The following is a 26533-nucleotide window of genomic DNA, read 5'->3' as shown; positions in this document are numbered from 1 at the left end:
ACTTCCCTCCTAGCTTCCTTTCTCGCTTTCCTGAGTTTTGTCAGTCAAGCAGGGGCTGACCCGATTAATCACCGTAGACGAAAGATGCCATCGAATTCACGTTATTACAACCGGAATGAACAATCTCATCTAGTCCTTTAACCTGGTGCAAGAGCGGGAGTGGTCATGTTTAAGATTCGTTTGATGTCTAGTAGAAGAATAGTTGTTGTCGTTTCCTCTTGGGGGATGACCAGCGCATGACTCGCGATCGCTAGCACACCAGACAACGGGCTAGACTGTGGTAGTCGCTGCATGTTCTCTCTCAAAAACTCGATACAACTCGGTGGCTCAGAGACTGGAATTGCACAAAACTCTCCTGGAAAACTGTGTGCAATCAATAAAAAAGGCCGTGAGGTCGGTTCTGCTCCTAACTGCTGGTGCAAATCTAAAACTCGAACCATGTGCTGACCAATCTGCACTAGCCCCATTTTGCCGACTTTGGGATCTGGGCTGAGAGGACACCTGACCACTTGCAGAACTTCAGCGATCGGCAGCGCCAGATCATAATCCTCCACAGCAAATGCAATAAACTTCTCCGCTTTTGACTCATTTTGCATCGGTTTCAGACTATCCTCGCTCGGATACAGCATTGAGTACATTTCTGGCTAGTAGCTCTGACACGATCGCTAACAGTTTGTACTCCATATAAGGCTTGACCATATAGGCGGTTGCTCCCAATTGTGCGGCGAGTGTCTGGTGTTTTTCACCACTCTGAGACGACAGCATTAAAATCGGAATGTCTGCTAACTGAGGGATTTGTTGTCGGCTTCTCAGCAACTCAAATCCATTCATTCGAGGCATTTCAACATCACAAATGATCAAGCGAATCTCAGACTGACGTTGAAACTGCTCAAGGGCTTCATAACCATCTTGAGCTTGAAACACGCGGTGGCCCGCCTTTTGCAGCGTCAGCGTTAGAGATTCGCGAGTCGTGATGGAATCATCTACTACTAGAATGCGCGTGTCTGACCTGGTATCTGAAGCTGGGAGGTTTGGAAACGTGAACTGGGATTGAAGCAGCGATCGCTGCCTGTTTTCTGGAAGTGACGCAACCGTAGACATTGCCCAACTGTTCTCAATTCCAATGTCGCGCTGCTGATCAAACACTTTTTGCAGCAACATCGCCCCATCCATCACTAAGGCCAATCGTCCGTCAGCTAAAACAGCGGCTCCGTGCAGGTAGTTTGGCGATCCGATCATGGTTCCTAAAGGACGAATAACCAACTGTTGTTCGCCGACTAAGCGATCGACCTCTAACCCCAGCAGCGTGTCTTGACAGCGAATCACAATCACAGGATTGACTGACTGAGTAAGAGCAGGAGACTGAAAAGGTTGGGAAGCTGGGATTGCATCATACTCCAGAATGCTTGTCAACGAGTAGATAGGAGCGACCTTCTCATCTGTGCCTTTAGTCCAGCGGAGAAACTTACCCCCATTGCGCTCCTGAATCTGACTAGCAAGCGGAAGTAGAATTTGCTCGACTGCATCATCTAACAAAGCATAGGTTTTGGAGCCAACTTCACAGACAAACAATTGAGCGATCGTTAGACTCAGCGGAATTTGTAACCTAAACGTAGTTCCTTGATGTAGTTCAGACTCAACCTTTACTAACCCGCGCAGAGATTGTAACTGACTTCGCACAACATCCAGCCCAACACCGCGCCCAGACAAATCACTGATGTGAGACACCGTAGAAAACCCTGGCTCAAACAGTAAATCGGCTAGTTGAGTTGGATTGAGACGATGTGCTTGATCGAATGAGAAGAGTTGTCGTTCGATCGCACGTTGTCGAATCTGCTCAAAATCTAGTCCATTTCCGTCGTCCTGCACGTCAATCACCAGATGCCTTCCCTGGTAGTAAGCAGCGATTTTAATCTGCCCTTTCTCTGATTTACCGCGCTGTTGGCGAACTTGGGTAGCCTCAATCCCGTGGTCAAACGCATTGCGAACTAGATGAAGCAGGGGGTCAAATAGCTTCTCAGCAACCGCCTTGTCTACCAAAACATCGTTTCCTTGTAGTTTTAGCGAGACGGGCTTGTTGTGCAGAGTTTCTAGCTGTTGCAAAGTCTTAGGAAAGCGACCAAAAATCTCGCCCAGCGGTAGCATTCGGGCTTCGATCAAAGCACTCTGAATAGAGGTTAGCAGTTGATGTTGTTTTTCGAGTGTTTGATTAGACTCGCGCGTTAACAAATCAATGGCATCCGCTGTTTCTGCCAACTGCACAACGTGATCCAAAATTGTCTGAATCAACGCAGCATTACTCCCATAGTCCCGCGCTAAGAAATCAGAGCGAGTTTGGTGTACCTTCCCTTTCTTAGAAGCTCTATGGGCCGCTTTAGAAGACCTTGAACGAGAAGTTGTAGGATTCCCGGTTTGCGATTGTTTTAGCAAAGTTACCTGATGGTCAGACTGATTTTGAAGTTGGTTGAGGAGTTGTTGATGCTGCTTGATTTGGGTGAGCAGCGTTTTACTCGCAGACTGTAGTTGCTCGGTCTGGAGCGCCTGACGACTTTGGGTGGTGACGAGTTCTCCGACTGAGTAATTCAGGTGGTCAAGATGTTTGACGCTCACTCGCACACTAGGAGACAGTGAAGCTGAATCTTTTTGAGACCAGGAATTGAGAGAAGTCGTCGATCGCTCCGGTTGGGGAGAAGCGTGTTCCTTGGTAGTTTGCTCACTTCTGACCTCTGATGAGGCCATGAGTTTTCCTAGCTCGATCGCTGGCTCGTCTACTGTAGACTGCATTCCCCAGATGCTTTCTAGAAGAGGCGCGTTTGGCTCCTCGCTTAACAACTCATTGCCTTCTAGTCCAGCCTCTAGTGAGAAGGTATTCGCACGAGGCGGAAGATTTGCTAGTTGTTGTAGCTCAATCGAAGGTTCGCCCCCCTGACTTCGATCGCCCGCGAGTACAGCCGCCTGTCCTGCTTGAAAGTCTACTAACGCAGTTTGAGCGATGATCACAGACTGTTCCGGGTGATTGTCTAAAGCGGTGAGAACAGTGTGAGCGATCGCCCCAAACCCAGCTAGATTCAAAGATTCGGCTAACCCTAAGAGAATTTCAGCCTGAGTGTGCAGGGTCGTGGCAATTTTCTCAGGTGATTGACTGTCTAGCGCCGTCTTGATTTGCTCTAGCTGCTGGGTGACTCCAACTTCAAACAAAGATTGCGTCAAATCAAAGCCCAAATCAGTTGAAGTCGGCAGATAAGCCTCGTGACCAAAACAGTCTCCCAGTTTCCCTTGTAGTTGAGAAAAAATGGTGGCGGCTCGATCGAGAATTTCAGCATCATCAACCGATCTGCCTGTGAGTTGAGCCATGAGCGGCAGGCGCAGACACTCCATGCCCTCAAACAGTAGCGCTTCGGCCTCCAGATCAAGGGAGACATTGGGCTGACAGAGCGCTCTAAAGATATCCTCTAAAGAGTGAGCGACAACGGAGATAGTCTCCAAGCCTACGCTCATCGCAGCCCCTTTGAGAGTGTGGGTAGCTCTCATCAGGTTGTTGACTTGATTGATGCCCCAGTTTTCTTTGAGGCTCAACAAGCCTTCTTCGATCGCGTGCAGGAGTTCGGGGGCTTCTTGGAGAAAGTATTGATAGGTTTGCTCGCGGATGGTAGGGTCTAGGGACATGATAGAAGTCCAATATGCTAGTTGACTTTGAATTGTTCACTCTTAGATTGCAGGTCTTGAGCCGTTGCCAGGAGATGCTTAAAGGATGCAGAAATCGTCACCGAATCTTCAGAGGTTTTGTGAGCGATCGCGGCTACCTTCGACATTGTTTGGGTCACTGATTGACACTGCTGAGTCTGGGCTTGAGTGGCTTGAGTAATGCCTGTGACCAGTTGACTAATTTGAGCCGTCGCACTGACAATCTCATTTAGATTTTGCCGAGCTTCATTCACAACCGTGGTTCCTGACTCCACCTGTTGAATTCCGACCTCCATTGCAGTAGACACCTCAGCCGTGCTTGCCTGAATTTCTTGAACAAGCTGCTCAATCTCGGTAGCAGCCGTCGCAGACTGTCGAGCCAGCGATCGCACTTCATCGGCAACTACGCCAAACCCTCGCCCAAACTCCCCGGCTCGTGTGGCTTCGATCGACGCATTTAGCGCCAGTAGTTGGGTCTGAGTCGTAAAGTTACCAATCAAGCTGACAACTCTAGAAATCTTTTGAGAAGATTCGCTCAGACGCTGGAGCCGCTTGCTGGTTTCTACAACGGTTTCTCGAATGTCTTCCATCTCCTCGACAGTGCGGTCGATCGCAGCATCCCCCGCCAAAACAGTCTGGTTGGTTTGTTGGACTGCGGCTTCTACTCGCTGGGCATTAATTTCCACTGCTCCTGTTGAGTCAACCATCGTCTGCACTTGTTGGAGAGCCTGGTCGATCGAGTGGAGTTGTTCTTGAGCTTGAGCAGTCAGCGTTGTAATAGATGTATCGCTCGTTTGAGTTGTCTGGGTGACCTGACTGGCGGCAGTTTGCATCTGCGTAACGATTTGTCGCAAACTGTTTAGAGTATTGTTGTAAGCATCGGCAACCGTTCCAACTTCGGTGTCTGTAACCGGAGCACGCACCGTCAGATCACCTTCTAGCGAGGGTCGGACTGACATCAAGACTTGAATGACTTCTTGCTGAAGCTGCTCTTTCGCGGTCTTCTCTTGTAGGGCTGACTCTGCTAACTGCTGTGATTGTTCTTTTAGCTGTTGGGCATAATCTCCCTGCTGGATTGCAACGCCGACTTGAGCAGCAATCTGTTTGATAAATTCAATTTCTGTTTCTTGCCAATGTCGAGGTTCGCTGCAATGGTGAATACACAACAAGCCCCACAGTTCCCCACCTTTAAGAACGCCTACGACCAGATCGGCTTTTACTTGAAACTGGGCAAGTACTTCGATGTAGCAATCTGCTAGCCCTGCATTGTAAATGTCATCGATCGCGCAGACTCGCCCTTTTTTGTAGTGTTCCGCAAATCCATCACCAAAACAGTGGTCTTCAACCTTAATAGACAGGGCTGAAACAAAACCGGGTTTAACACTCTCGGCGATGGTTTCTCCGATCGTGTAGCCAGATTCAGGGTAGAGCTTGAACAGAGCAACGCGATCGACTTCCAAAAAGCCTCGAATCTCTCTAGCAGTGGTCTTGAAGGTCTTCTCTAAATCAAGCGACTGCCGAATTTGCTCAACCACTTTGGCGGTAAACTGTTGCTGTTCGACGGCTCTTGCCAACTGTTTGGCTTGAGTTCGCAGTTGTTCGATGTACTCCGCCTGTTGTAGGCTAAATCCAAAAGGAGCCGCCACGCGCATCATTAGCCGAATGTCTTCCTCTTCCCAATGTCGCGGCTTGCTATTTTGAAACGCCGACAGTAGCCCCCAAAGCTCTTGCCCGTGGAAAATAGAAACCACCAGACAAGCTTTAACGCCGTAGTTCTCTAAAGCTTCTATATGGCAGTCGGTGAGGCCTGCATTGTAGATATCGTCGATCACTAAGGGTTCATTATTGAGAAATCGACCGCCTTTGTGTTCCTGAAGGTAAGGGTCTTCCCAACCACTCCCGACCAGTTGCGGTAAGCCTTTAGCCTCTGATTCCGCTACAAAGTCGCCAAAAAAGTCTGAGCGAAACTTGTAAATCGTTACCCGCTCGACATTGAGAAGTCTGCGAATCTCTTGAGTGACCGTCTTGAAGATGGCATCTACTTCCAGGGTTTGGCGCAGTTTGTCGATGACATCGGTGATTGCTTGCCCATGTTCAATTTCCCGGTTTAACTGGATGGATTGCGATCGTACTTGGTCTAGAGATTCTGCTTGTCGAAGTGCCAGCCCAAACTGTTGACCAACTTGAACTAACAAACTGACATCAGTCGGCTCCCAATGGCGTGGTTTTGAGTTTTGGTAGGCAGCCAGCAAGCCCCACAGGTTTTCTCCATCAAAGATTGGGGCAATCGCATAAGCTTTGACTTCAAACCCTTCTAGAATCTCAATGTGACAGGGACTGTGGTCTGCGTTGTAGATATCGTCAATGGCGATCGATTCATGGTTGCGATAACGACCGCCCTGCGTCTCTTGTATGTAGGTATCATTCCAGGCGGTTTCCAGATTAAGTCCGACCAGTGCAATCCAGTTTTTGCCTACTGATTCTGAGATAAACTGACCTGTCCAATCAGGGTTAAAGCGATAGACAGCGACGCGATCGCACTTCAACTGCTGCCGGACTTCGTGAGTCGTCGTCTGAAAAACACTGGAGACATCCTGAGCTTGGTGAATCTTATTGATAACTCTTGTAATAATCCGGTCTTGCTCAACTTTCTTTTGCTTTTGGGCCCGCGCGATGACAGGCTGAAGATGGAGTCTCAGTTCTTTAGCAATTTGGTTAAGTCGATCTAGTTCAAACGCCTGCCATTTGCGCGAGTCAGCACAGCGTTGAGCAACTAATAACCCCCAGAGTTGCTCCTCGACCCAGATTGGGAAACTAAGACTAGCTTTCACCTGAAACCGTTCTAGTAGCTGAAGCTGGTGAGGGGTCAGAGATTCTTGATCCTCTAGAGCAATAAAGGCTTGCTGTTGATAGTCTTGTGCTTGTTTGGCTCCAAACGCGATCGCAGGTAAAAACTCTTTCAAACTGGGCGTGTAGCCGTTAACCATCGACTCAGCTAACACAACACCCTGTTGGTTATTTTCAAAACGATAAATCAGTACTCGATCGGTTTGCAAACATTGTCGAGCCGCAGATACAGTAATTTCAAATAGATGCTCTACTGTTTCAGCATGGCGCATCTGGTCAGCAATGTTAACTAACCAACTCAGAGCAGAGTGATCAGCGTTTTCGGTCAGTGTCTCGCCGCTATGGATCGAGTTTGGCATTGGATGAGTCGTCTCGTAGGTAGGTGGGTGGATAATCTCGTAACTAGGATTGTGACTTGATTCAGATTGCTCTAGTTTTTGCATGATTGTTGGTGTCTGTGCATCATCGTCTAGTTGAGAAAAATGAGAAACTTCCTCTTCCTGAGCAGTCAAACTTGTATCAGCACGCTCATGGTGTGAGTCATCGAGATCGTCTAGTTGAAAAGTGTGGGAATTAGCTTCCTGCCTTACTTCCTGGGTAGTCAAGCTGACATCAGGGTGTGTATCAGTCGCTTCTGGCACTGAGGGGTCACTGCCCACGAGTTGCCTCACAAATCGGACGGTTGGAGAAGCGGATAAAGCAAAAAACTTCAACCCTCTCCGCCTGGGTGTTTTTTCCATAGGGGGCAATGAACAATAGTTTTGAGATCTAAGACCGCATCGCTGCACCCAGGTAACGTACCTTGAACAAGAGGCAATAGCTTAGGAGGAAATAACCCGATCGTGGCTGGCTGGAGTTGCTGGAGATCGTGTAGCTGAATGTCATCGACTTGGGGAACTGCAAGCCCGATCGACTGATGATTGATCTGAATCACAATGATCGAGATCGCATCCAACGAGTGCGCGAACAGCGGAGAAGGGTAACCCACAAAGTTATTAAAGTCTACTAGCCAGAGCATTTCTCCTCGCCAGTTACAGATTCCCATTACACAGTCTGGCATTTCGGGAACGGGTAAAATGCCTGAGCGATCGAGACTGAGAATTTCTGTAATTTGTTCTAGAGGCAGGAGCATACTATCTTGAGTCCCCAGAGGAAAGCAGAGCAGCCGTTGACGAGTGTCTGGAGGAGGAGGCGCTAAGAGTAGCGCGCTCAGGTTAGTGATGGTGGGTACTAAATCAAAGGATTGCATTGTAGAGTGGCTTCCTAAACAGCCGTTAAACGAAGGATGATGTTCGTAAATTCTTTCTGGTCTACAGGCTTAGGGAGGTAAGCATCAGCTCCCAACATGGCTCCCCACATCTTATCGACATCCGTTCCTTTGGTTGAGCAGATGACGACCGGGATCTGTGAAGTACTCGCCTGTGTCTTCAGTTCGCGGCACAACTCAAACCCGCTTTGCCCTGGCAAGATCACATCGAGAATAACCAGATCTGGTTTATTTAAGCCAAGCTTGATTCGAGCTTCTTCACAGCTAGTCACACTAATTACTGCTAACCCTGCTTGTTTAAGGTAGTAGGTGAGCACTGTGGTTTCTGTCAAACTATCTTCAACTAAAAGGATCGTAGTCATGAGCAATGTTCTCGTAATACAACGTTCTTCAAATCGGCACCCTGATTAGAATGTTACGGAGGAAACTGATAAATGCTGCCGTAATGCAGATAGCACTTTGTCTGACTCGATCGGCTTTGCCAAAAAGCCCGAAGAGCCAACAATTTTTGCGCGCACGCGATCGACAATCCCGTCACTACTCGTGAGAATAATCACTGGAGTCTCTTTAAACGCTGAGATGCGACGAACTTGGGCACACACTTCATAGCCATTGGCGACTGGCATGAGTAAGTCCAAAAAGATCAGGTCAGGTTTGTGTTCTAGTAACATTGGTAGCGCCTGTACTGAATCGCGAATGTTGATGAACCGATAGCCAGCCGGGATTAGAATGCGCTCCATTGTTGCACTATCAAATCGGCTGTCGTCAATGTAGGCAACCAAAGGCCCTTTACTAGGCTTGACCTGAAAGGCGATGTCGCTGACCAGCGTTAGCCCCATCATCCCTTGAGTAACGTGGGGCATGAGAGACTGTGTTAAGGGCACCAGGGGTTGTTTTAGCTTGATGGCCAAGTCCCGTAGTGTCCAACTGCCATCGGCAAACGTAGAGAGGTTGTGGTAGGCAAGTAGAGACGTTTGCTGTCGCAGTCCCTCTTCGTCCCAGATAATCGGAGCCAGGTTAGGGGAAAAGTTAACCAAGCCTGCTTGTTGCCAGATCGCCCAGGCTTTTTCTGCGTGCTGCCAGGCCTGATCAGCTTGAATCGAAACCAATGTTGAATGAATGAGTTCTTGAGGGAGCTTGTTGTAGTAGTCCAGCTTCATTGCTGAACGTTGATGAGGGTGTTGTTCTGCCTGAATGACATCAAACAGGATCTCTAGAATGTTACCTCCGACGATCGCTGCCAGCGTTCCTTGCTGAATTTTTCCCTGTTTTACCTGGTTGATCAGAGATTTATAGTCCCAGTGCTGAGGACGGCCTGTTTGTTGTTCAAAAGAGTCAGCGACTAAATGCGGACAGTGCTGATAGAGTTGTCGATTCCAACGGCGCAGCGGATGCATTTCACCAGCACTCCAGGTTAGACAACCCAGTCGAAAAAACAAACTCCACATGGCTCCCTCGCTATTAGGAGCACTCAAGTCGAGCCGCCCTGAGATTTTTTCACGGGTAAAAATTTGAATATGTCTTGCTAGTTCATCAGTCGTCTCCACTTTGTAAGTCGCGATCGGAGGCTCTATCGATTTCACAGAGGAGGGAGTAAACATTGTTAAGAGAAAGTTTTTGGATGTGATAGAGACTCAGCGCCCCAAAAACAGCAGGGCTGGAGCAAAAGAATTTTGAAACTATGATTCTTGAGATGGATGGTGAAAACTTGCCCCAAAGCAAATCGGAACAATCAAGATTTTTGGGAGTTCCTTCTATTAAAATCGCCTCTGCCTTCAAGCCTGCCGTGTACACACACGTTGATCGATCTGTCATTACTGAGATCCTTCGTCCCCTAAATCCCCCACAAGTGAGGGACTTTGAGCCGTCGTCCTGGCTTTGAACTTTGGAAATCTTTCCTTGGTCAAAGTCCCCCAGAATGGGGGATTTAGGGGGCTGAAGCCGACTAAAACGAAGCGACAACGACTTGTGTGTACACGGTAGGACTTTAAGCAGGAACCGAATTCACTGTCTCCTTTTGTAAGGGGATCTAGTAGATTCTGTTATCAGCCGAACTTTCCAAACAGATGCTCAGGATGCTTTTCTGCATTATTGAGTTAGTTATGAAGGGATGTCTCTAGCCGTAACTACTTTCGTCAAAGGCACACGATCGACGTTTAATCTTGTCTGTGGTAGCTGCATCGATGTGAACACCTGGTAGAGTTTTGGTGGTTTTAGGTGTTTGAGTCAAAATCCTTGTAGTGGTAAAAGCCCTTAGTTCCCTGAAAATCTCGTTCCAACAGCCAGGGTTGAATTCTCTAAAATCTAAGTTACCATCATTCTTGCTATTTTCTCTCAAAACTTCCAGCATTTTTGCTGAACTTCATACGCCGTTGTTAGTATTTTTCTAGCACCTTTATAACAACTCAACAATGATTAGTATCTCTACTGAACCCCAGCCCAACTTCAGGAAAAACCAATCTTTATTTGAGAAGAGACTTGATGTGCAATCAGGATTAGTCGATCGCAAACAATCATTTTTAGTAGGACACTCATGAGATTCGCCTAGCCTCTTAAAAAGGGAGGAAACTGGATTCAAAGCTCAACTGCAAACAACCACTTTCAGCAAAACACACCACTAACGTTTGAAAGCGGTGCGTTTCACAAAGCTCAATGTAACCCAGTCTTTGGGCTTACTAAGGATCGTGGATTAAATAACTCCGAAATTTCACCCTCACCCTAGCCCTCTCCCCAAGGAGAGGGAACAAGAGATCTGACTCCCTTCTCCCTGGGGCTACCGTGTACACACAAGTCCGGAATCGCTTCGTTTCAATCGGCTTCAGCCCCCTAAATCCCCCATTCTGGGGGACTTTGACCAAGGAAAGATTTCCAAAGTTCAAAGCCAGGACGACAGCTCAAAGTCCCCCAATTTTGGGGGATTTAGGGGGCGAAGGGTCTCGGCAATGACGGATCAATCAACTTGTGTGTACACGGTAGCCCTGGGGAGAAGGGTTGGCGAGGGCTTCGCCCCACTTCGTGAGGAGGGCGATCCGAGGCTCTACAATTGTCGAAGTTATTTAAGTCTCATTCCTAAATTTACAGTTCTTAGGAGATTTCTGGCAATTACTACAAGCTCAAAGGACAAACTTTTGATTTGCCTGAGCTTGCCAAGTCCAAATCGCATACCCTCGCTTGGTGTTAGTCATAATGACCCGCTGATGTAAGTCAGCTAACAAGGCTGCAACTTTGAGTGCATTCTCGCGCGTCTTCTCTAACTTGACGAGGCAATAAGACTGGTCATCAAACAAGATGGCAAACTGATAACGGGAAGAACCAGGCAGGGTCACACGATGAGTCTGGTAGGGTGGCTGTAATTCTAAAATTGGCATCTCGATCGAGGGTTGAGCAACCGATCGAGACCCATTCTGGGCAAAACTATGGCGTTCAGCGACGACCCCTTCGGTCTGTGAGTGGGAGGCTGCTGAATTAGAGGTTACTGCGTTAAAGACTGGTGAACGGAAGAAGGCAACATCATTCCAGCTAGTTGGCTCAGCTTGGGGAGCAAGGACTGCAACATCAGAAGATTCGTCTAGAACAATCGTTGGTGGCAAGTCTAGATTAAAGGTTTCTGGTAGGGCAGTGTCTTTTTCAGAATCGAGGAAATCATTAGCGAGGAATGAAGGTGTGGCAACCTCTTCTGTCGTCACAAAATGCTGGGTGACCTCAAATTGCTGCAACTTTTCTTGAATTTTTGTTTGAAACTTATACCACCTTCTGAGCATTTCAATGGTGGCTATTCCAGACGCGACACTCAAAATAATAGACACCCCAACATGGCGAATCGCAAGTTCCTTACGCTCATTTGTTAATAGCCGCTGAACAGTGCCCTCCTGCGATGGGGTTGTTTCGGCTAAAAAGAGCGTTGACTGCCTCGATGTCAATGTGAAGATTAATCCCGAAAAAGTAGCACAAGCAACTAAAATGCCAGGCAACAGGAATTTCTTAAATAAGGACTTGTCCATGATGGGTGATTCACATAAGGAGGCATTGAGAGGGAGTCAATAGCGCGATGGAGATGAATTTGAAGTTGCACATTGCATTAAATCGCAAAGTAGAACTAAATTGAAGACGCTCCGTAATCCTGCATGATAGATGGGTAAAGGGTTCTACCTTCAGGTTAATTAAGCTGACCTACTTTAAATTTGAGCACAGAGATAATATTTTTTTCAGAAAGACACTCTCAAAGTTACGAACCCATCTTGCAATAGTCCGGAGGATTTTGAGAGAAACCGGAACCTCCCAACAAAAAAAGAACTTTTTGCAAGCACAGGTTACCTCGATCGCGTTAGAAGACTCGACCAATGCATCCACTAGAAAGGTTGAATTGCGTTCAATGCTCTACTATGTAAAACACAGCTTAAAGAACACAAACCCGTTAGACAAACTGTTCAATTATAAAATTTCCTTGTGTTAGCCCTGCTGATCAGGGTTACTAGCTTGTTTTTAGATATAGTGAAAGCAGTTTTTCTCAGTGTCTTGTTGGTGCCTTCTACTGAGTAGACTTCCTGGAATCTGAGAAGACCAGCCTGTTCTGCTGAACCCTAATGAAACTTTTCAAACCTCCTCTAATATCGTTCAAGCCATCTTGCGATCGAAACCTTTGCCAGTTGAGAGCTTAGTGTTGGGTAAAATTTATGACTTCACGTTTTCTGTTCGTTGCACTCATCTTGCTGACCACTTCAATATCAGCAGCATTCTGGTTGCGACGATCGCTCGATCAAACACTGGTTGCCCAGCCAGTTGACTCCTCTGTGGTACAGTCATCTGCTTCCACGGTGGCCCCCACTAAAGCGGCGAATCGGCAGACGCTGTTAGACACTAATCAATGTATCGGTTGTGATCTGAGTGGCGTTGATTTGAGTGGCTTGAATTTAACCAACGCTAATTTGAAAAATGCAAACTTAGCAGGAGCCAACTTTAGTCGCAGTCAATTTAGCAACGCTATTTTGAGTCATGCTAACCTGCGAGGTGCCAACCTTCAGAACGTCAATTCTCAAGGGGCAGATTTTCGAGAAGCTGATTTGACGGGTGCCAATGTCAATCGATCGCAGCTTCTCAACATCAACCTGACGAAGACGATCCTCAAAAATACAACATTTGTGAACACTGAATTGCGCGATGCAAACTTTAGACGGGCGCGATTTGATCAGACTAATTTGCAGGATGCAAGCCTATACGGAACGATATTAATTGAAGCCAAACTAGTTAATACTAATCTCAAGGGTGCAGATATTCGCTATGCCAATTTTCACAAAGCACAGCTTGTTGACACTGATTTGAGCAACTGTTGGATCGATTGGACAATCATGCCAGACGGGTTGACGTACCACGGGACGACTCCGTACTAGAACTCCGGAGTTAAACTAGTCGCTTTATCTGATCTTCATAATAATCATTGATTTTCATTAATGTCTCACAAACCAGTCCTATTGAGGTAATGAATTCAGTAACATGTCGGATGCAAGTGGGTGGTTACTACTGAAGGGATTGACCCAACGTTTGTTCGTTGACGAATGCAACCATTTTGAAGCTTTGATCAGGTGCAGATGTTCCTGATATGCAATCATTTATGCGGATTAGTGAAATGAATGTCACCTCAAAAGTCTAAACACCTTTGGGCGGTTAGCAACCGATGTGATAATAAGTCTGCATCAATACTTAGCAGGGCTTTAATCCTCTATAGGTAGCATATCTTTTGAATCAGTCCAACCAGGGTTCGCAAATCATTCGTTTTAGTGTGCTTGTACCGATTTAATGGGCTTGTACCGACAATCTAGGCTGCTGATTGTGTCGGTTCAGAAAATCAGGGACTTCAGATTTTTAGTTGCACGTCATTCTGGCTAAAGTTGCAGTGTTCACCCGCGCTATTATTACCCCAGTTGTTGAAAATACATGGATTTTGTAGCCTACCCTCCGTAACTGCCATCAGCCGCAGAGTTTTGTGAGCAATGCTCACCTGATCAGGACTGCACTTTCTATGATTGCTGGGTTAATGACCAAATCTGAGTTTGTCAACCTAAATCCCTGCTGATCCGGCATTTTAGCTTGAGAGAAACCGTCTCTCTGCAAAAAACGCCAAATTTCTTGTACGTCAAATTCACTGACTTTTAGATGACACACATCCAGAATTCAGTTCTAACGATCGGTTCTAAATAACTGATTGTGTGTGCCATGCCATTTTGAGGAGAAAGTATGTATTCTCAGGTTAAACGCTCGATTCACGCTAGCAGGCTGAATCGGTTATTGTGGCTTAGAGCAGTTGGGCTATTAGCGCTCACGGGAGCAGGGATTAGTGGATTGAGTGAGCCAGTGTTGGCAACGCTGCCGCCGGAGCTGGTAGAAGATGCGCCTTTGATCAATCCAGCCAGTCTGACTAACCATCTTGGCAGTGAAAAATTTGCTAGCTTCTCAGATGAGGTGACTAGTCCGGATTCTGTTGCGTCTATTTTGCCTGACGAAACAGCGATCGCCAACGCAGAATCTCCACCTTCGATCGTCCAATCCCAGAACAGCCCAGCCACGCCATTTACTCGATCTCAGGCCGTTTATAAACAAAAGAATGATTCATTAGATAGCGCTAAGTTAGACAATCCCAGGCTAGATACCAGAGTGATGGCGACCTATTCGAGTCGGCCTGATTCTATGTTTGGGGCAGTCGTAGAGTCACGCGGTAGCTTGCCACAGACAGAATTAGACCTGGCGCAGGGCGATGTTCGAGGGATGGGAGAGTCGAGGTTGATGACGCTGCCACCAGAGCGATCGACGAGTGCGCCTTGGGTCGATTCCGCTAATATGACAAGCTATGTTGGCAGTGAGCGATTTGTCGGGTTCTCAAATGGTGCAGATTCCACAGTATCTAGCTTGCCTGATGGTTCAACGTTGGCTCAAGCCAGTTCAGAACCGTTGCCTTCAGCGGATGTCCGACGGCAGGGAAGCGCAATTTTGGGACGGCCCTCGATTCAACTACAGGGCGTTTTCAAACAGGAAGGAAGTGAATCGTCAGCGAGAGCCAGGGTAACAGGAACCTATGCCATTACGCCTCATTCTATGTTTGGGGCAGTCGTGGATCTGACAACTGGCAATGCTTTTGCTGATTCACCCCGAACGGGATTAGACCTCAACGAGTTGTACTTCGCCACCTCGCCTGCCAACCTGCCAGAGTTGCGGTTTGTGGTGGGACTAATGGATTTAACCTCCTACTTCGATCGCAACAGTTTCGCCAAAGATGGCGCGAGTCACTTTTTTAATCTAGCGTTTCAAACCAATCCAGCTTTAAGTGCGGCGGGAGTCTCATCGCGGATTGGAGTGCTGGCCAACTGGAATCTGACCGACAATATCGAAGTCAAGGCGGCAACCTTTTCGGCGAACCGCGACTTGAGCCAGTTTGCTTTAGATAGCTTTGCGGGAGAGTTGGGAGTGCGCTTGGGGCCCGCTATCATTCGGGGCACCTATGTATCTTCTAGAGATGCTGGACGGCGGACGGGGTTCCGGGAGATTTTTCAGTTTCCTCGCGACGATGGGTTTGGGTTAGCCAGTGGCGATCGAGAGACTGCTTACGGAATTAATGCAGAAGTTTATATCCCACAGTTAAAAATGGGCTTATTTGGGCGCTATGGGCGCTATGACAACATGACGCTGGGGCAGGGCGGTGATACCTTCAGTTTTGGGGTGACCTGGCTAGATTTGTTTGGACGAGACGATCGCCTGGGGATTGGCTACGGACGACAGTTATCCAATGAAGATCTGCGTCGCGATTCGGATGCCAAAGTTCCGGATGTTTTAGAGGTCTATTACGACCTGCGAGTGTCTAAGTTTTTGCGGGCTGGGGTGATGGTTCAACAACGAAATGAATTCTCAGAGACGGTGGTTGGGTTTCGCTTGAGAACAGAGTTTGATGTGAGTCCACGGGGGAGAAGATGAACAATATCAAAGACGTTATCAAAGACGTTGAGCATCAAAAGACTCAATCTACTAGAGAGAAGATTGCACCGTCTGGTCAGCTTTCCTGGCTCAATTATCGATTGTTGAGTGTTGCGATCGCGAGCATTCTAACACTGGGCACCGTCACTCCAATTCTGGCTCAACCCGCAAGTCCTGGTTACACCTTATTAAACAAAGGTTGGGTGGATCAAGCGATCAAAGCCTTTGAGCAAGCTTTGCAAAGGAATCCTCGATCGCTGGATGATCGGTTGGGGTTAGCGATCGCTTATCAAAAAGCTGGACAGGATGCCAACGCTTGGAACGCTTATCAGCAGGTATTACAGTTAGATCCTCAAAATCGCGCTGCCTTGACCGCGGTGGGCATTCTGGGAAGCTATCGTCCGGTTTGGCAGGCAAAGGGAATCGAAGCCCTGACGACGCTGTTAGCGCTAAATCCGAACGATGATCAAAGTCGATCGCAACGGGCGCTACTACTGGGCTATCAGGGCCGATTTACCGAAGCGATCGCAGATTATCAACTGGTGCTGCCCCGCAGTCCTAAACCAGAGGTGATTTTGGGAGCCGCGCAAATCTACACGTTTAGCGGTGATTATCAGGAGGGATTGAGGCTATTTGATCGCTATCGCAAACTCGGAAAAACGGTGCCAGATAATGCGCTACCTGCCTATGCGACAGCCCTCCGCGAAACGGGCAATCCAGCCGCCGCCGTTCAGCTTTTAGAATCCCGGTTGACCGCAACATCCTCTGCCGAACTGCGAACCTCTTTAGCTTTGGCGTATCAGTTCGCAGGTAACTCCAATCGAGCCGCAGAAGTCTTAGAACCGCTCCGCACCGACCCCCAGGCAACCCTGCCATTAGCAAGAGCGCTGAGTACGATCGCTCGTCAAACCGGAGATACTACACAACTTCGGCAAGCGATCGACCTGTATCGTCTGGCGCTAAAGCAGGAGGCTAGTCCATCTAGGGGGCTAGCGATCGAATTTGCAGATGTGTTGAGTGAACTGCCAGACACCCGCGCCGAAGCATTGCAGCGTTATCAGCAGATTGCTCAACCGGATCTCAGTCTGACCATCAAACAATTAGGCTTACAGCGACAGCTAGGAACCATCAATCGGCGTGAATTGAGCCAGCAGTTAAAGAGCTTGTTGCAACCCTTACCCACGAGTGTCGCAGAGCAGCAAAGCCTGGCACGATCGCTGGCGCAGTTAGAAGCTCCGGATGCTGACCTGTTGCCTGTTTATCAGTCCCTACTAGAGAATCGTGTGGATGTGCCATTTCTCAACTATCGAATTGCTCAAATGCTGTTGCAAACGGGCGATTTTGGGGCAGCTAAGGGAGCGATCGCAGCCTATCAGCGCAGTGCGATCGGGGCGCAGGATCTCACGACTGAATTGCTACTAGCTGAAGTTGAACGACGGGAAGCAAAACTAGATGTCAGTGCTCAACGCTACGAAGCCTTAGTTGCTCGTAATCCCAAAGCGACAATTCGCAGACAGGCTCTACTCGGATTAGCTGGCATTCGACAGCAGCAGGGACGGTTTGACGAAGCGATGCAGGCGTATGACCAACTATTGATGCTAAACCCGCAGGATGAGCAGATCAGGCTGGGTCAGGTTGGGCTGGCTTACCGCGCTCGTCGGATTACTCAAGTAGACGCAGAAGCTGCATTAAATCAATGGCTGAGTCGATCGCAAGCTCAACTGAGTGATCCCCCCCCTGAGTTATTCAGCTTAGTCGGCGTTTTACCTGCTGCTCCCCAACGAGAAGACCTATACAATACCTTGCTGGCGATTGATCCTGATAACTTAGCCATTCAGCGGCGATTGATTCAAGTGTTAGCGATGCGCGATCCGGCACAGGCAAAATCCCGCGTTAGTCAGATGATTGAACGCAACCCTGACAGTATCACTGCTTACTTTATCCAGGGTGAACTAGGCGAACAGTTGCGCGATCTCAATCTGGCGAGTCGTGCTTATGAAACTATCGTGCAGCGTCAGCCTGACAACTTAGATGCACTGAGTGCTTTGGGTGGAGTGCGCTTTCAACAACGGCGATTAAACGAAGCCAGACTACTGTATCGCAAGATTCTAGCGCTGAAACCAGATTGGGAGACCCGACGGATTCTAGCTGAAATTGATCTGGCCCAAGATCAAGCCTTCTCGGCCCTTCACCAGTTGCGAACTATCCAAACTGAACGAGCGGCGAAAGCAACACCAGATTCTCAGCTATCCGATCGCATTATCCAGCTAGAAGTCGATCGCCTCAAGCGACGAGGATTTCAACCCGCCTGGGAACGGTACTAGGAATGGCAATTTGACCTGTGGCGACTTCTGTCTAATTGTTTGTGGTTCGGTGATGTCGAGGGTGTATGGATTGTGGAATGAAGGTGACTAACAGAATGAATGTGATATCAGGTATGGGGTTGAGACAGCGACAGGTGGCAGGCGAGAGGGGGAATCAACCATTCCTCTGGCTAGTGAGCACAAACAACAGAGACGGTAACAGAGTCTATCAGAGGAGTGGGGTATGAATCGGCGATCGCGAATCCTTAATGCTTTTATTTTAGGAATACTCCTTAGCTCACTGGGCTGGCAGTTATTCGTCACCCCACCTCAGATCGCTCAGGCTCAGACCCCACCTCCCGATCAGCCTGCCGCCGACACCGCTCCCGATGCAGCGACTGAGATGCCACCTCCCAAGTCGCCCAATGTAGAACCCATACAGCCCCAGGAAGAAAATCCTCAGCCAGGAACCGTCAAACCAACAGAATTCATTCAGCCAGCTAAAGCGGGTCAGTATGTGTTGGAGTTTAATCGTAGCCCGATCGTGGGACATCGCCTCCGACTTCAAGGCATCTATGACGAAGCGCGACTACAGGTGACTCGCCCGCAAAATTGGCAACCTAAATCCGCAAAAGTGATGCTGCGGTTTCGACATTCTCCAGCGTTGTATGCAACCCGATCGAATCTCACTGTTTTGGTTAACGGCACCAGCGTTGGAAGTGTGCCTCTCAATCGTAAAGAAGGTGAGTTAGCTGATGCGGTGTATGATGTGCCGACTCGCATTTTGCAGGACTACAACGAAATTGTAATTGCGGCTCTGCAAAACAACTCCCCCACCTGTACCCAAGATCCCTTTGATCCGTCATTGTGGACTGAGGTACTGCCCGATTCTAAACTGGTGTTTGACTTTGAGCCACAGCCCGTGGCGCTAGACTTTAACCGCTATCCCTACCCGCTCTATGACAAGCTCAGTCTAGAACCAAACCAGATTTCTTATCTGTTGCCCGACCAGATGAATGAAACCTGGCTGACAACCACAGCGCGACTACAAGCCTCACTGGGACGACTGGCTCAATTTCGCCCGATCGAGACTCGCTTGTTAAAAGCCTCTGACCCCCTACAACCCAATGAGAAACTAGTTATTGTTGGGACACCCAAAACTCAACCCATATTAACTACACTCAAAGCACCGATCGCTTTCAAAAATGGGCAAATTCTGGATCAAAAACAACAGCCTCTTCCTGCCGATGTCGGTGTTTTGTTCTGGACTAAAGTAGAAACCGAAAAGCTGGTTTTAGTCGCAACGGGCAATGGGGAAGCAGGGGTTGCTAAAGCCGTACAGTTTTTGATTCAAGCCCGCGATCGTCAACTAGGAACTGGACAAACCCTGATCATTCAGACAGTAGACGAAGTGCCCACGCCGCCCCTACGAGAATGGCCAGCCTACTTGCCAACGACGAATTCCTTTAACCTGAGTGATCTTCGAGATTTTGACAACAAACCATTCTCAGATGTCACTGTGCGCGGGGCCGAAGCGCCTCCGATCGAAATCGATTTTCGTGCCTTGCCAGACGATCGCTTTAAGCCGGGCAATGTAGTGGATTTGCGCTTTAGTTATAGTCCCCAGGTCAACCCACTCACCTCCATGATGGAAGTGCAACTGGATGGAGTTGCTGTGCAGGGTAATCGCCTTGACTCTGACCAAGGAGCCGTGCGGCAAACCATGCGCTTAACGCTACCAGAAGATCGCATCAAGCCATTTTCTAAGCTTCAGGTGCGGTTTCAACTTGATCCTCGTGAACGGCGATCGTGCAATCGTGCGACCGATCAACAACTGTGGGCGACCCTTCACAACGACACTCACTTTGACCTCAAACGTGACACACTTGCCCAAGTTCCTGATCTGCAACTATTGCAATATGGGTTTCCCTTTGCGGCTCCGCAGGATTTGTCTCGCACGGCGATCGCAGTCCCCGAAAACCCTACGTCTGCCGATCTGTTGTTAATGCTAGAACTGTCCGAACGACTAGGCCGCATCAGTCGGGCTGAATCCGTCAAATTGGATGTGTACCAGGGCAAATTACCCAACCCGATTCGCAACGATCGCCATCTCATCGCCATCGGCACCCGAAACAACCTTCCTCTCACCCAAGGCTTTGAATCCGGAGGGTTTAACTTAAAAGCACTCTTCTCGCGCCAGCTTAACGAGGCACAACTCCAAACCTTGTCTGACGAACAGGGCGTAATCAAAGAAATTGTCTCACCCTGGAACGCCGATCGTGTCTTACTCACCTTAAGCGGACAAACAGACAAAGGATTAGCACAGGTGCGCGATTTACTCAGCCGCGACGATTTGTTTTATCAACTCAAAAACGACACGGTATTAATTAAAGCCAATACCGCAAATCCCTCGCCCTACGATCCCCAAGCCTACAGCCTGGAGTTTTTACAAAATGCTCGCCAAACCCGCGAACTCACCGACGCGAATGTATTTGGACAAATCTGGCGATCGCTCTGGAACAATTGGTTTACCATTGCTCCCTTTACCATCGTTGCCTCACTTCTCCTCTACGCCATTTTCCAATCCTATCTAAAACGTTTTAGCCAACCTACAGTCGATTCAGAACTAGAAAAACCTGTCAGGCGGAAGCGTTAATAGTAGATTTGTCGCCCAGTCATTCAGTGTTTCAGTTGATTTAATTCAAGATTCAAAGCCCCATGATTCTCCTAGTGCCCATGTCCAACTTACCAAAATTGAGAATAGACGGTTTATTAAGCTGGCTAGTCGATCACTTGCCTGATGCTGCAAACCATCTTTTAAAAGGATTGGGACGACGGCAAACGCTGATGTTGTTGGGGGCTGGGTTGTGGCTTTGTTTGCCACTGCTAACAATCCGTCTGGCTAGTTGGGAGCAGGGTGTCTTGGCAGTCATCCTTGTCGCAGTCGGCGCGATCGTGTTGCGTTGGGAGGAACAATCTGCCGATCGCCATCACAGCGAACAGTTGCACTTATTTCTACTGACCATCAGCGCCCTCACAACGGGACGGTATTTTTATTACCGCACCAACTACACCATTAACTTTGATGGTTGGCTCAACACCCTATTTTCGGTGCTGTTATACATTGCAGAAATGTATGCGGTTGGGACGCTGTTTCTGTCTTACTTTCAAACCTTAAAAAGTAAAGATCGCCAGCCCATTCCTCTGTCCAGTCTCACACCAGAACAGCTTTTGACCGTAGATGTCTACATCCCAACCTACAGCGAAGACGTTGAGATCGTTCGCAAAACGGTACTGGGGGCCCTGGCGATCGAGTATCCGATGGCTAAAAAACAGGTCTACATTCTGGATGATGGGCGAGCCGAAAAATTTGCGAACCGCCGTGAAGCCTTGAGACAACTCTGCGAAGAACTCGACTGTATTCTGCTAACTCGCGATGACAACAACCACGCCAAAGCAGGCAACATCAACACGGCTTTACCAAGAACCCACGGTGACTTAGTTCTAATTTTGGACTGTGACCACATTCCCGCACGGGGCTTTTTGCAACATACGGTAGGCTTTTTCACCAATCCCAAAGTAGCGCTGGTACAAACCCCTCATTGGTTCTACAATCCTGACCCGTTTGAGCGAAATCTACTCACCGCAGGTCAAGTTCCCGTTGGTAATGAATTGTTCTACAAGGTGCTGCAAAAGGGCAATGATTACTGGAATGCGGCCTTCTTTTGTGGCTCGGCTGCGGTGATTCGGCGGGAGTATTTGTTAGAGGTTGGCGGGATTGCGACCGAAACCGTTACAGAAGATTGTCACACCTCGCTGCGCTTACACTCCCTCGGCTATGAGACGGTCTACTACGACAAAATTATGGTGGCAGGGTTAGCCCCCGAAACATTCTCAGCTTATGTGGGACAACAAGTTCGCTGGGCGCGGGGCATGGCGCAAATTTTACGGTTAGAAAATCCGCTCTTTAATCGCAAGCTCAATCTACGTCTAGCACAGCGAATCTGCTACTTTAGTGCGACCTCTCACTTTTTCTTTGGGTTTCCGCGCTTGATGTATGTAGTTGCACCAACGCTTTACCTGCTGTTGGGAGTCAATCCTGTCAAAGGACTGGGCGTTGAAACGCTGTTTTATGCCTTACCTCACATCATTCTATCGATGCAGACAAATCACATTCCTTATAAGCATGTACGCTTTTCGTTTTGGAATGAAATCTATGAGTTTGCGCTATCTTTCCAGGCGGGCATTGTCACGCTGTTGGCGCTCGTTAATCCTAAATTGGGAAGTTTTAACGTGACCGACAAAGGCTTAACCGTCAGCAAGCGTAGCTTTGATTTAGAAAGTGTGCGGTATCTTGTGATTTTAGGAACGTTGACTGCTGCATCTTTGTTAGCGGTGCCTTTTTGGTTGATGTTAAGTCCCGGTGAGGCGCAGGCTGTGCTGATCAATGCCTTTTGGTGCATTTTTAATCTGCTATTAGTAGTCGCCGCCTGCTTGGTAGCCTTTGAACAACCTCAACTGCGGCAATCTCACCGTCTACCTCGCGAGTTGACTGCAATCATTCACAGCAGCGACCAAAGCTGGACAGGTAAGACCGTAAACATTAGCGAAACGGGGTGTCAAATTATGTTGGATGTTTGGCCCAATACTCACGACGAAGTGCGGGTAGAGTTAATCGGGGATTGGGGTGCCAGAGCGCTGTTAAATGCTCAAATTATTCGGGGAACTGCAACCAGTCGGCTCCAGGCTTTGTTAGCCGTGAGGTTTATTAATCCTAGCCGTACCCAACTAGACGATTTGATTGTAGTACTCTACTCAGATGTTCAACAATGGTATTCTCAGCAACGTCTAGAACGTGATCACCATCTACGATCGCTCAAGTTTATCACCACCAGCATCATCAGAGTCTTTCGAGAACTGCAACCAGAAGCAGGGATGAAAGTTCGCCAGCAGATGCAGCTACCAGCGCAAGTTTCCTGGGAGGGCTGGGGCGATCAGATTCCCTGGGTAAAGATTACAGCAATGGGAGCTAGAGAGGTGCGTCTGGAAATGGATAACTACCCCTGGTTAAAGCTGGCGCTAATCCAACAAACAAAACCTCTGCTGGGTCTGTTGATTGCGACAAGCGAAACGCAATATACGCCACAGAGTTTAGTAGCGCAGGTGCAAACGATCGGATTTTTGCCCCAAACCATCAGCCGCAATTTGAGTCCGAGTTCAGTGGTCACCCGCGATCGCATTGTTCTAGAACTAATTTTTCCAGACTCACTCCACCGCCAACAGTCTGACAAGATTAAGCAACTGCTGCGCTCCCTAAATCCCTCCGATTAAGGCTGAGAGGGTGCCTTAAAGGTCATATTGCTGGTAGCAGAACAAGTTACATCCCCCCTAGCCTCCTTAAGAAGGGGGACATAAAGTTAGAGTTGTGCATTGTAAGAATTACCTGTTGATAAGTTTTAGGAGTTTCATAAAACTAACTTGAGCCTACTTTGAAAGCTAAGAAGAACTAATTTATAGATGTATCTTGATGACATTCTCAAGAAAAAAGATATATCTCTACATGAGTATTTGTAAGCGAGTTGTTTAAATTAAGACATAGCTAATTCACTTTACGGATTGAACTCTAATCACTCAAATCTTGAATTATCAAACTTAAGTTCCTTTGACAGCGCAGCAACATGAAATCGAAAGCAACAATGGCGGCTTCTCTTACAGGTCAGCAATTCAAGACACTAGTAGCTTAAAGCACATCTAAAATTCATCGATAAAGCTCATTCAGAAATCTATCGTTTCAGGTGCTAACAAGTGATAAAACCACTGCTTTTTAGAATTTTATTTCTGCGTCAAACTCCTCTTTAATACTCGTTATTTTCCTGTGTTAACCCTGGAAGGAGTAGCAAGAGGTTTACTCTACTAGGTTTGATTTAAATTTAATGTAAAGTCAGCTTTAAAGGTATAGCAATTGATCCCATTTATCCATATTATGAGGTCTTAATAGGGTGATGTTTAAGAGATAGTTACTAGCTTTTGAGATTGCTTGTTCAGTTCGCAATCCTCGCAGTAACCTTTTTAGTAAATAGGTCAGCTTAATTAAACTGATTAACATAGCTCCTGGTTATCGTCTTCCCTCTTCTCAATGGAGACTACAGGATTTCCTATTTGATTCAGTGATTTGATTCAGTGATTTGCGCGATATCATCACAAAAAGCAGAACAATGATGAACACCCTGTCTACAGTGGAACAGCAACCTTTTCAACGACTACACCCACTTAGTTTGTTAGCTCAATTAATTAGCCGCCACTCCAGTGGTTGTCTCCGGGTTGTAGATGGATCAACGGATTGGCTCATCTACCTAGATCAAGGGTGGCTAACCTACGCCTCTAGTTCCGTCGATCCATTTGAGCGGCTCGATCGCCATCTCCGTCACCTCAGTCGTCAGATTCCAGGGTTAGTGAGTGCAGTCCGGGTGCAGGTGCGAGTGTTGTTTGAAACCAATCCTGAGCATCGACTCACCCCCAATGCCGACTTTCAAGCGATCCGCTGGTTAGTTGAACAACATTATCTCAACCTGGCTCAAGCTACCGCCTTGATCGAAGCGATCGCTAAAGAAGTCATTGAGTCTTTTTTGGTGATCAATGAAGGAAGCTACGAGGTCGTCGAGAAGCGTGAGTTTGCAGACTATCCAAATCTGTGCCAGCTTGACCTGCGATCGCTGGTCGAGCATTGTCACAATCAACTCCGCGTCCGCCAGTTTAGACAGTCTCCCGCTGCGGTTCCTTCTCCACCCGTAGTAGAACGCTTACCTGAACCAACGTCTAGTAGCAGACAGCAAGAATTTTCGCGATCCTCGGCTCAGTTAAAGACTTTTAATCGCAATGGAGGAGCCGCTTCAGCAAGCAGTTCTAGAACTCGCCATACGATCGCTTGTATCGATGACAGCCCCACAATTTTACAGTCGATTAATTCATTTTTGGAGGAGGAAGAATTCTCGGTTTTAATGATCAATGACCCCGTTAAAGCCTTGATGCAAGTTGTGCGGAGTAGACCAGATTTGATCTTACTTGACGTAGGAATGCCCAATCTGGACGGCTATGAGCTTTGTTCACTACTGCGGCGGCATCCCAACTGTAAGAATACCCCAATCGTCATGGTGACTGGCAATACCGGGTTTATCGATCGAGCGAAAGCCAAGTTAGTTGGGGCATCAGGGTACTTGACTAAACCTTTTACTCAAACCGAGTTGCTCAAAATGGTGTTCAAACATCTGACCTAAAACGAAGTTGTCCAAAGCGGGTTTCAACAATCCGCTGGCTACTTCTAAAAAGGGCAGTAATGGACAACTAATCCAACAAGAATACTGGCCGGATGGCTGGTTAAAAACTGCACTGTCTGTCGAAGTTCAAAGCTTTGCTAAATCGCTGCGTGTAGTTGGACACCGCAATTAGTCAAATCTCTAAGAATGGCAGGGCGATGCTTTCAGGAGAATGGTTCGTTATATGAGTTTGACCCTAATGAGTACGGTTTTAATTGTTGAGGATACCCTCTCAGAAATGGAATTACTGAGCCATTATCTGCGGGAAGGGGGGTATACTGTCGTGGGAGCCTTAAGTGCCAAAGAAGCGCTCGACAAAGTAATAGAACTCAAGCCCGATGTGATTATTACCGATGTTGTGATGCCTGGGATGAGCGGCTTTGAACTCTGTCGAAGTTTGAAGAAACAGCCAGAAACCGCAAAGGTGCCCGTGATTATTTGTTCTTCTAAGTCCCAAGAGATCGATCGCCTGTGGGGAATGCGCCAGGGTGCTGACATCTACATTACCAAGCCCTTTACTCGCGAAGAGTTGATCCGCGCCGTTAAATCTTTAGGAGACTAGTCATGGCGGGACTTTCAGCACTGACCGTCGCTGCTCAAAACCCTCAAAAAGTGTTGGGTGAAGCCTATCTTAAGTTTGAACTAACCCCTGACACCCCCGCCATTGTGTCGATGAAGTCGATTCAGGAAGTACTCGCGCTACCTGCTCAACGGTTGAGTGCCATGCCCAAGATGCCTGCTTGTATTCTGGGCTTGTTAAATCGGCGAAGTCACGTTCTCTGGGCCGTCGATCTGTCCAAGTTGTTAGGGATTGGTCGGCTAGATAGTCGGGCCCAACAGTATGATCTGATTCTGGTACGCTCAGGCGCTCAAGCGATCGCGCTAGCGGTGCATCGAGTCGAGGGCATGATTTGGTTACCGCCAGACGAGATTCAACCACCCCCCAGTCATGCTGCTACCCATTTGGTTGGCTACTTGCGGGGCTGTGTGCTTCAGGAACAACAATTGTTTTTGGCGTTAGATACTGAGGCAATTTTACAGTCTTCAGTTTTACATCAGCATTAGCTCACTGCTTGCCTCTGGCTCAACATCGTCTTCCTTGTTCAACAAGGCTTTAAGAACTGAGGTTCTGGACTAAAAATCAAAGGTTCACAGTCTCA

General features: G+C 47.9%; 16 protein-coding genes. 9 read left to right on the top strand and 7 right to left on the bottom strand.

Going from position 1 to position 26533, the window contains the following annotated elements; translation table 11 throughout:
- Window positions 1-137 precede the first annotated feature (137 nt).
- The 7 genes from ACJ2PR_RS09960 to ACJ2PR_RS09930 all read right to left on the bottom strand — a co-directional run bounded on the left by ACJ2PR_RS09960 (window position 138) and on the right by ACJ2PR_RS09930 (window position 11799).
- A complete protein-coding gene (locus ACJ2PR_RS09960) occupies window positions 138-629 on the bottom strand; it encodes a chemotaxis protein CheW (protein WP_446876897.1) in 492 nt (163 codons plus the stop codon).
- Entirely contained in the window at window positions 607-3666 is a 3060-nt protein-coding gene (locus ACJ2PR_RS09955; protein WP_446876896.1) for a response regulator, read from the bottom strand. Before ACJ2PR_RS09955 ends, ACJ2PR_RS09960 begins: the two co-directional genes overlap by 23 nt.
- A gap of 17 nt (window positions 3667-3683) precedes the next feature.
- On the bottom strand, window positions 3684-7244 hold the full coding sequence (locus tag ACJ2PR_RS09950; RefSeq protein WP_446876895.1) for a GAF domain-containing protein: 3561 nt from the start codon (window positions 7242-7244) through the stop codon (window positions 3684-3686).
- A complete protein-coding gene (locus ACJ2PR_RS09945; protein WP_446876894.1) occupies window positions 7241-7780 on the bottom strand; it encodes a chemotaxis protein CheW in 540 nt (179 codons plus the stop codon). The genes ACJ2PR_RS09950 and ACJ2PR_RS09945 overlap by 4 nt, the downstream gene beginning before the upstream one ends.
- 14 nt (window positions 7781-7794) lie before the next feature.
- On the bottom strand, window positions 7795-8160 hold the full coding sequence (locus ACJ2PR_RS09940) for a response regulator transcription factor (protein ID WP_446859274.1): 366 nt from the start codon (window positions 8158-8160) through the stop codon (window positions 7795-7797).
- A gap of 45 nt (window positions 8161-8205) precedes the next feature.
- A complete protein-coding gene (locus ACJ2PR_RS09935; RefSeq protein ID WP_446876893.1) occupies window positions 8206-9399 on the bottom strand; it encodes a response regulator in 1194 nt (397 codons plus the stop codon).
- A 1512-nt stretch (window positions 9400-10911) separates the two neighbouring features.
- The gene (locus ACJ2PR_RS09930) at window positions 10912-11799 is read right to left on the bottom strand and encodes a hypothetical protein (RefSeq protein ID WP_446865840.1); all 888 of its coding nucleotides are present in this window, start codon (window positions 11797-11799) and stop codon (window positions 10912-10914) included.
- A gap of 672 nt (window positions 11800-12471) precedes the next feature.
- Between ACJ2PR_RS09930 and ACJ2PR_RS09925 the strand changes: the two genes are divergently transcribed.
- From ACJ2PR_RS09925 to ACJ2PR_RS09885, 9 genes are all read left to right on the top strand, one after another.
- A complete protein-coding gene (locus ACJ2PR_RS09925; protein ID WP_446865839.1) occupies window positions 12472-13185 on the top strand; it encodes a pentapeptide repeat-containing protein in 714 nt (237 codons plus the stop codon).
- Between the two features lie 844 nt (window positions 13186-14029).
- Window positions 14030-15757, top strand: a complete 1728-nt coding sequence (locus tag ACJ2PR_RS09920) for a hypothetical protein (RefSeq protein ID WP_446876892.1) — start codon at window positions 14030-14032, stop codon at window positions 15755-15757.
- Window positions 15754-18081 (top strand): tetratricopeptide repeat protein, encoded by a 2328-nt coding sequence (locus ACJ2PR_RS09915; RefSeq protein WP_446865837.1) that lies wholly within the window; start codon window positions 15754-15756, stop codon window positions 18079-18081. The genes ACJ2PR_RS09920 and ACJ2PR_RS09915 overlap by 4 nt, the downstream gene beginning before the upstream one ends.
- A 223-nt stretch (window positions 18082-18304) precedes the next feature.
- Entirely contained in the window at window positions 18305-20716 is a 2412-nt protein-coding gene (locus ACJ2PR_RS09910) for a cellulose biosynthesis cyclic di-GMP-binding regulatory protein BcsB (RefSeq protein ID WP_446865836.1), read from the top strand.
- Window positions 20717-20796: 80 nt separating this feature from the next.
- A complete protein-coding gene (bcsA, locus tag ACJ2PR_RS09905; protein WP_446876891.1) occupies window positions 20797-23391 on the top strand; it encodes a UDP-forming cellulose synthase catalytic subunit in 2595 nt (864 codons plus the stop codon).
- 884 nt (window positions 23392-24275) lie between these two features.
- Window positions 24276-25334: a response regulator gene (locus ACJ2PR_RS09900; RefSeq protein ID WP_446859282.1), complete on the top strand. Its 1059-nt coding sequence runs from the start codon at window positions 24276-24278 to the stop codon at window positions 25332-25334.
- Window positions 25335-25341: 7 nt separating this feature from the next.
- Window positions 25342-25506, top strand: a complete 165-nt coding sequence (locus ACJ2PR_RS09895; RefSeq protein WP_446876890.1) for a hypothetical protein — start codon at window positions 25342-25344, stop codon at window positions 25504-25506.
- Between the two features lie 66 nt (window positions 25507-25572).
- Window positions 25573-25935: a response regulator transcription factor gene (locus ACJ2PR_RS09890; protein WP_446859350.1), complete on the top strand. Its 363-nt coding sequence runs from the start codon at window positions 25573-25575 to the stop codon at window positions 25933-25935.
- A 2-nt stretch (window positions 25936-25937) separates the two neighbouring features.
- On the top strand, window positions 25938-26438 hold the full coding sequence (locus ACJ2PR_RS09885) for a chemotaxis protein CheW (protein WP_446876889.1): 501 nt from the start codon (window positions 25938-25940) through the stop codon (window positions 26436-26438).
- Window positions 26439-26533: the final 95 nt, after the last annotated feature.

Source organism: Phormidesmis sp. 146-33, assembly GCF_052939515.1.
The sequence above is the reverse complement of the archived record's forward strand: the minus strand, read 5'-3'. Positions and strand labels throughout refer to the sequence as shown.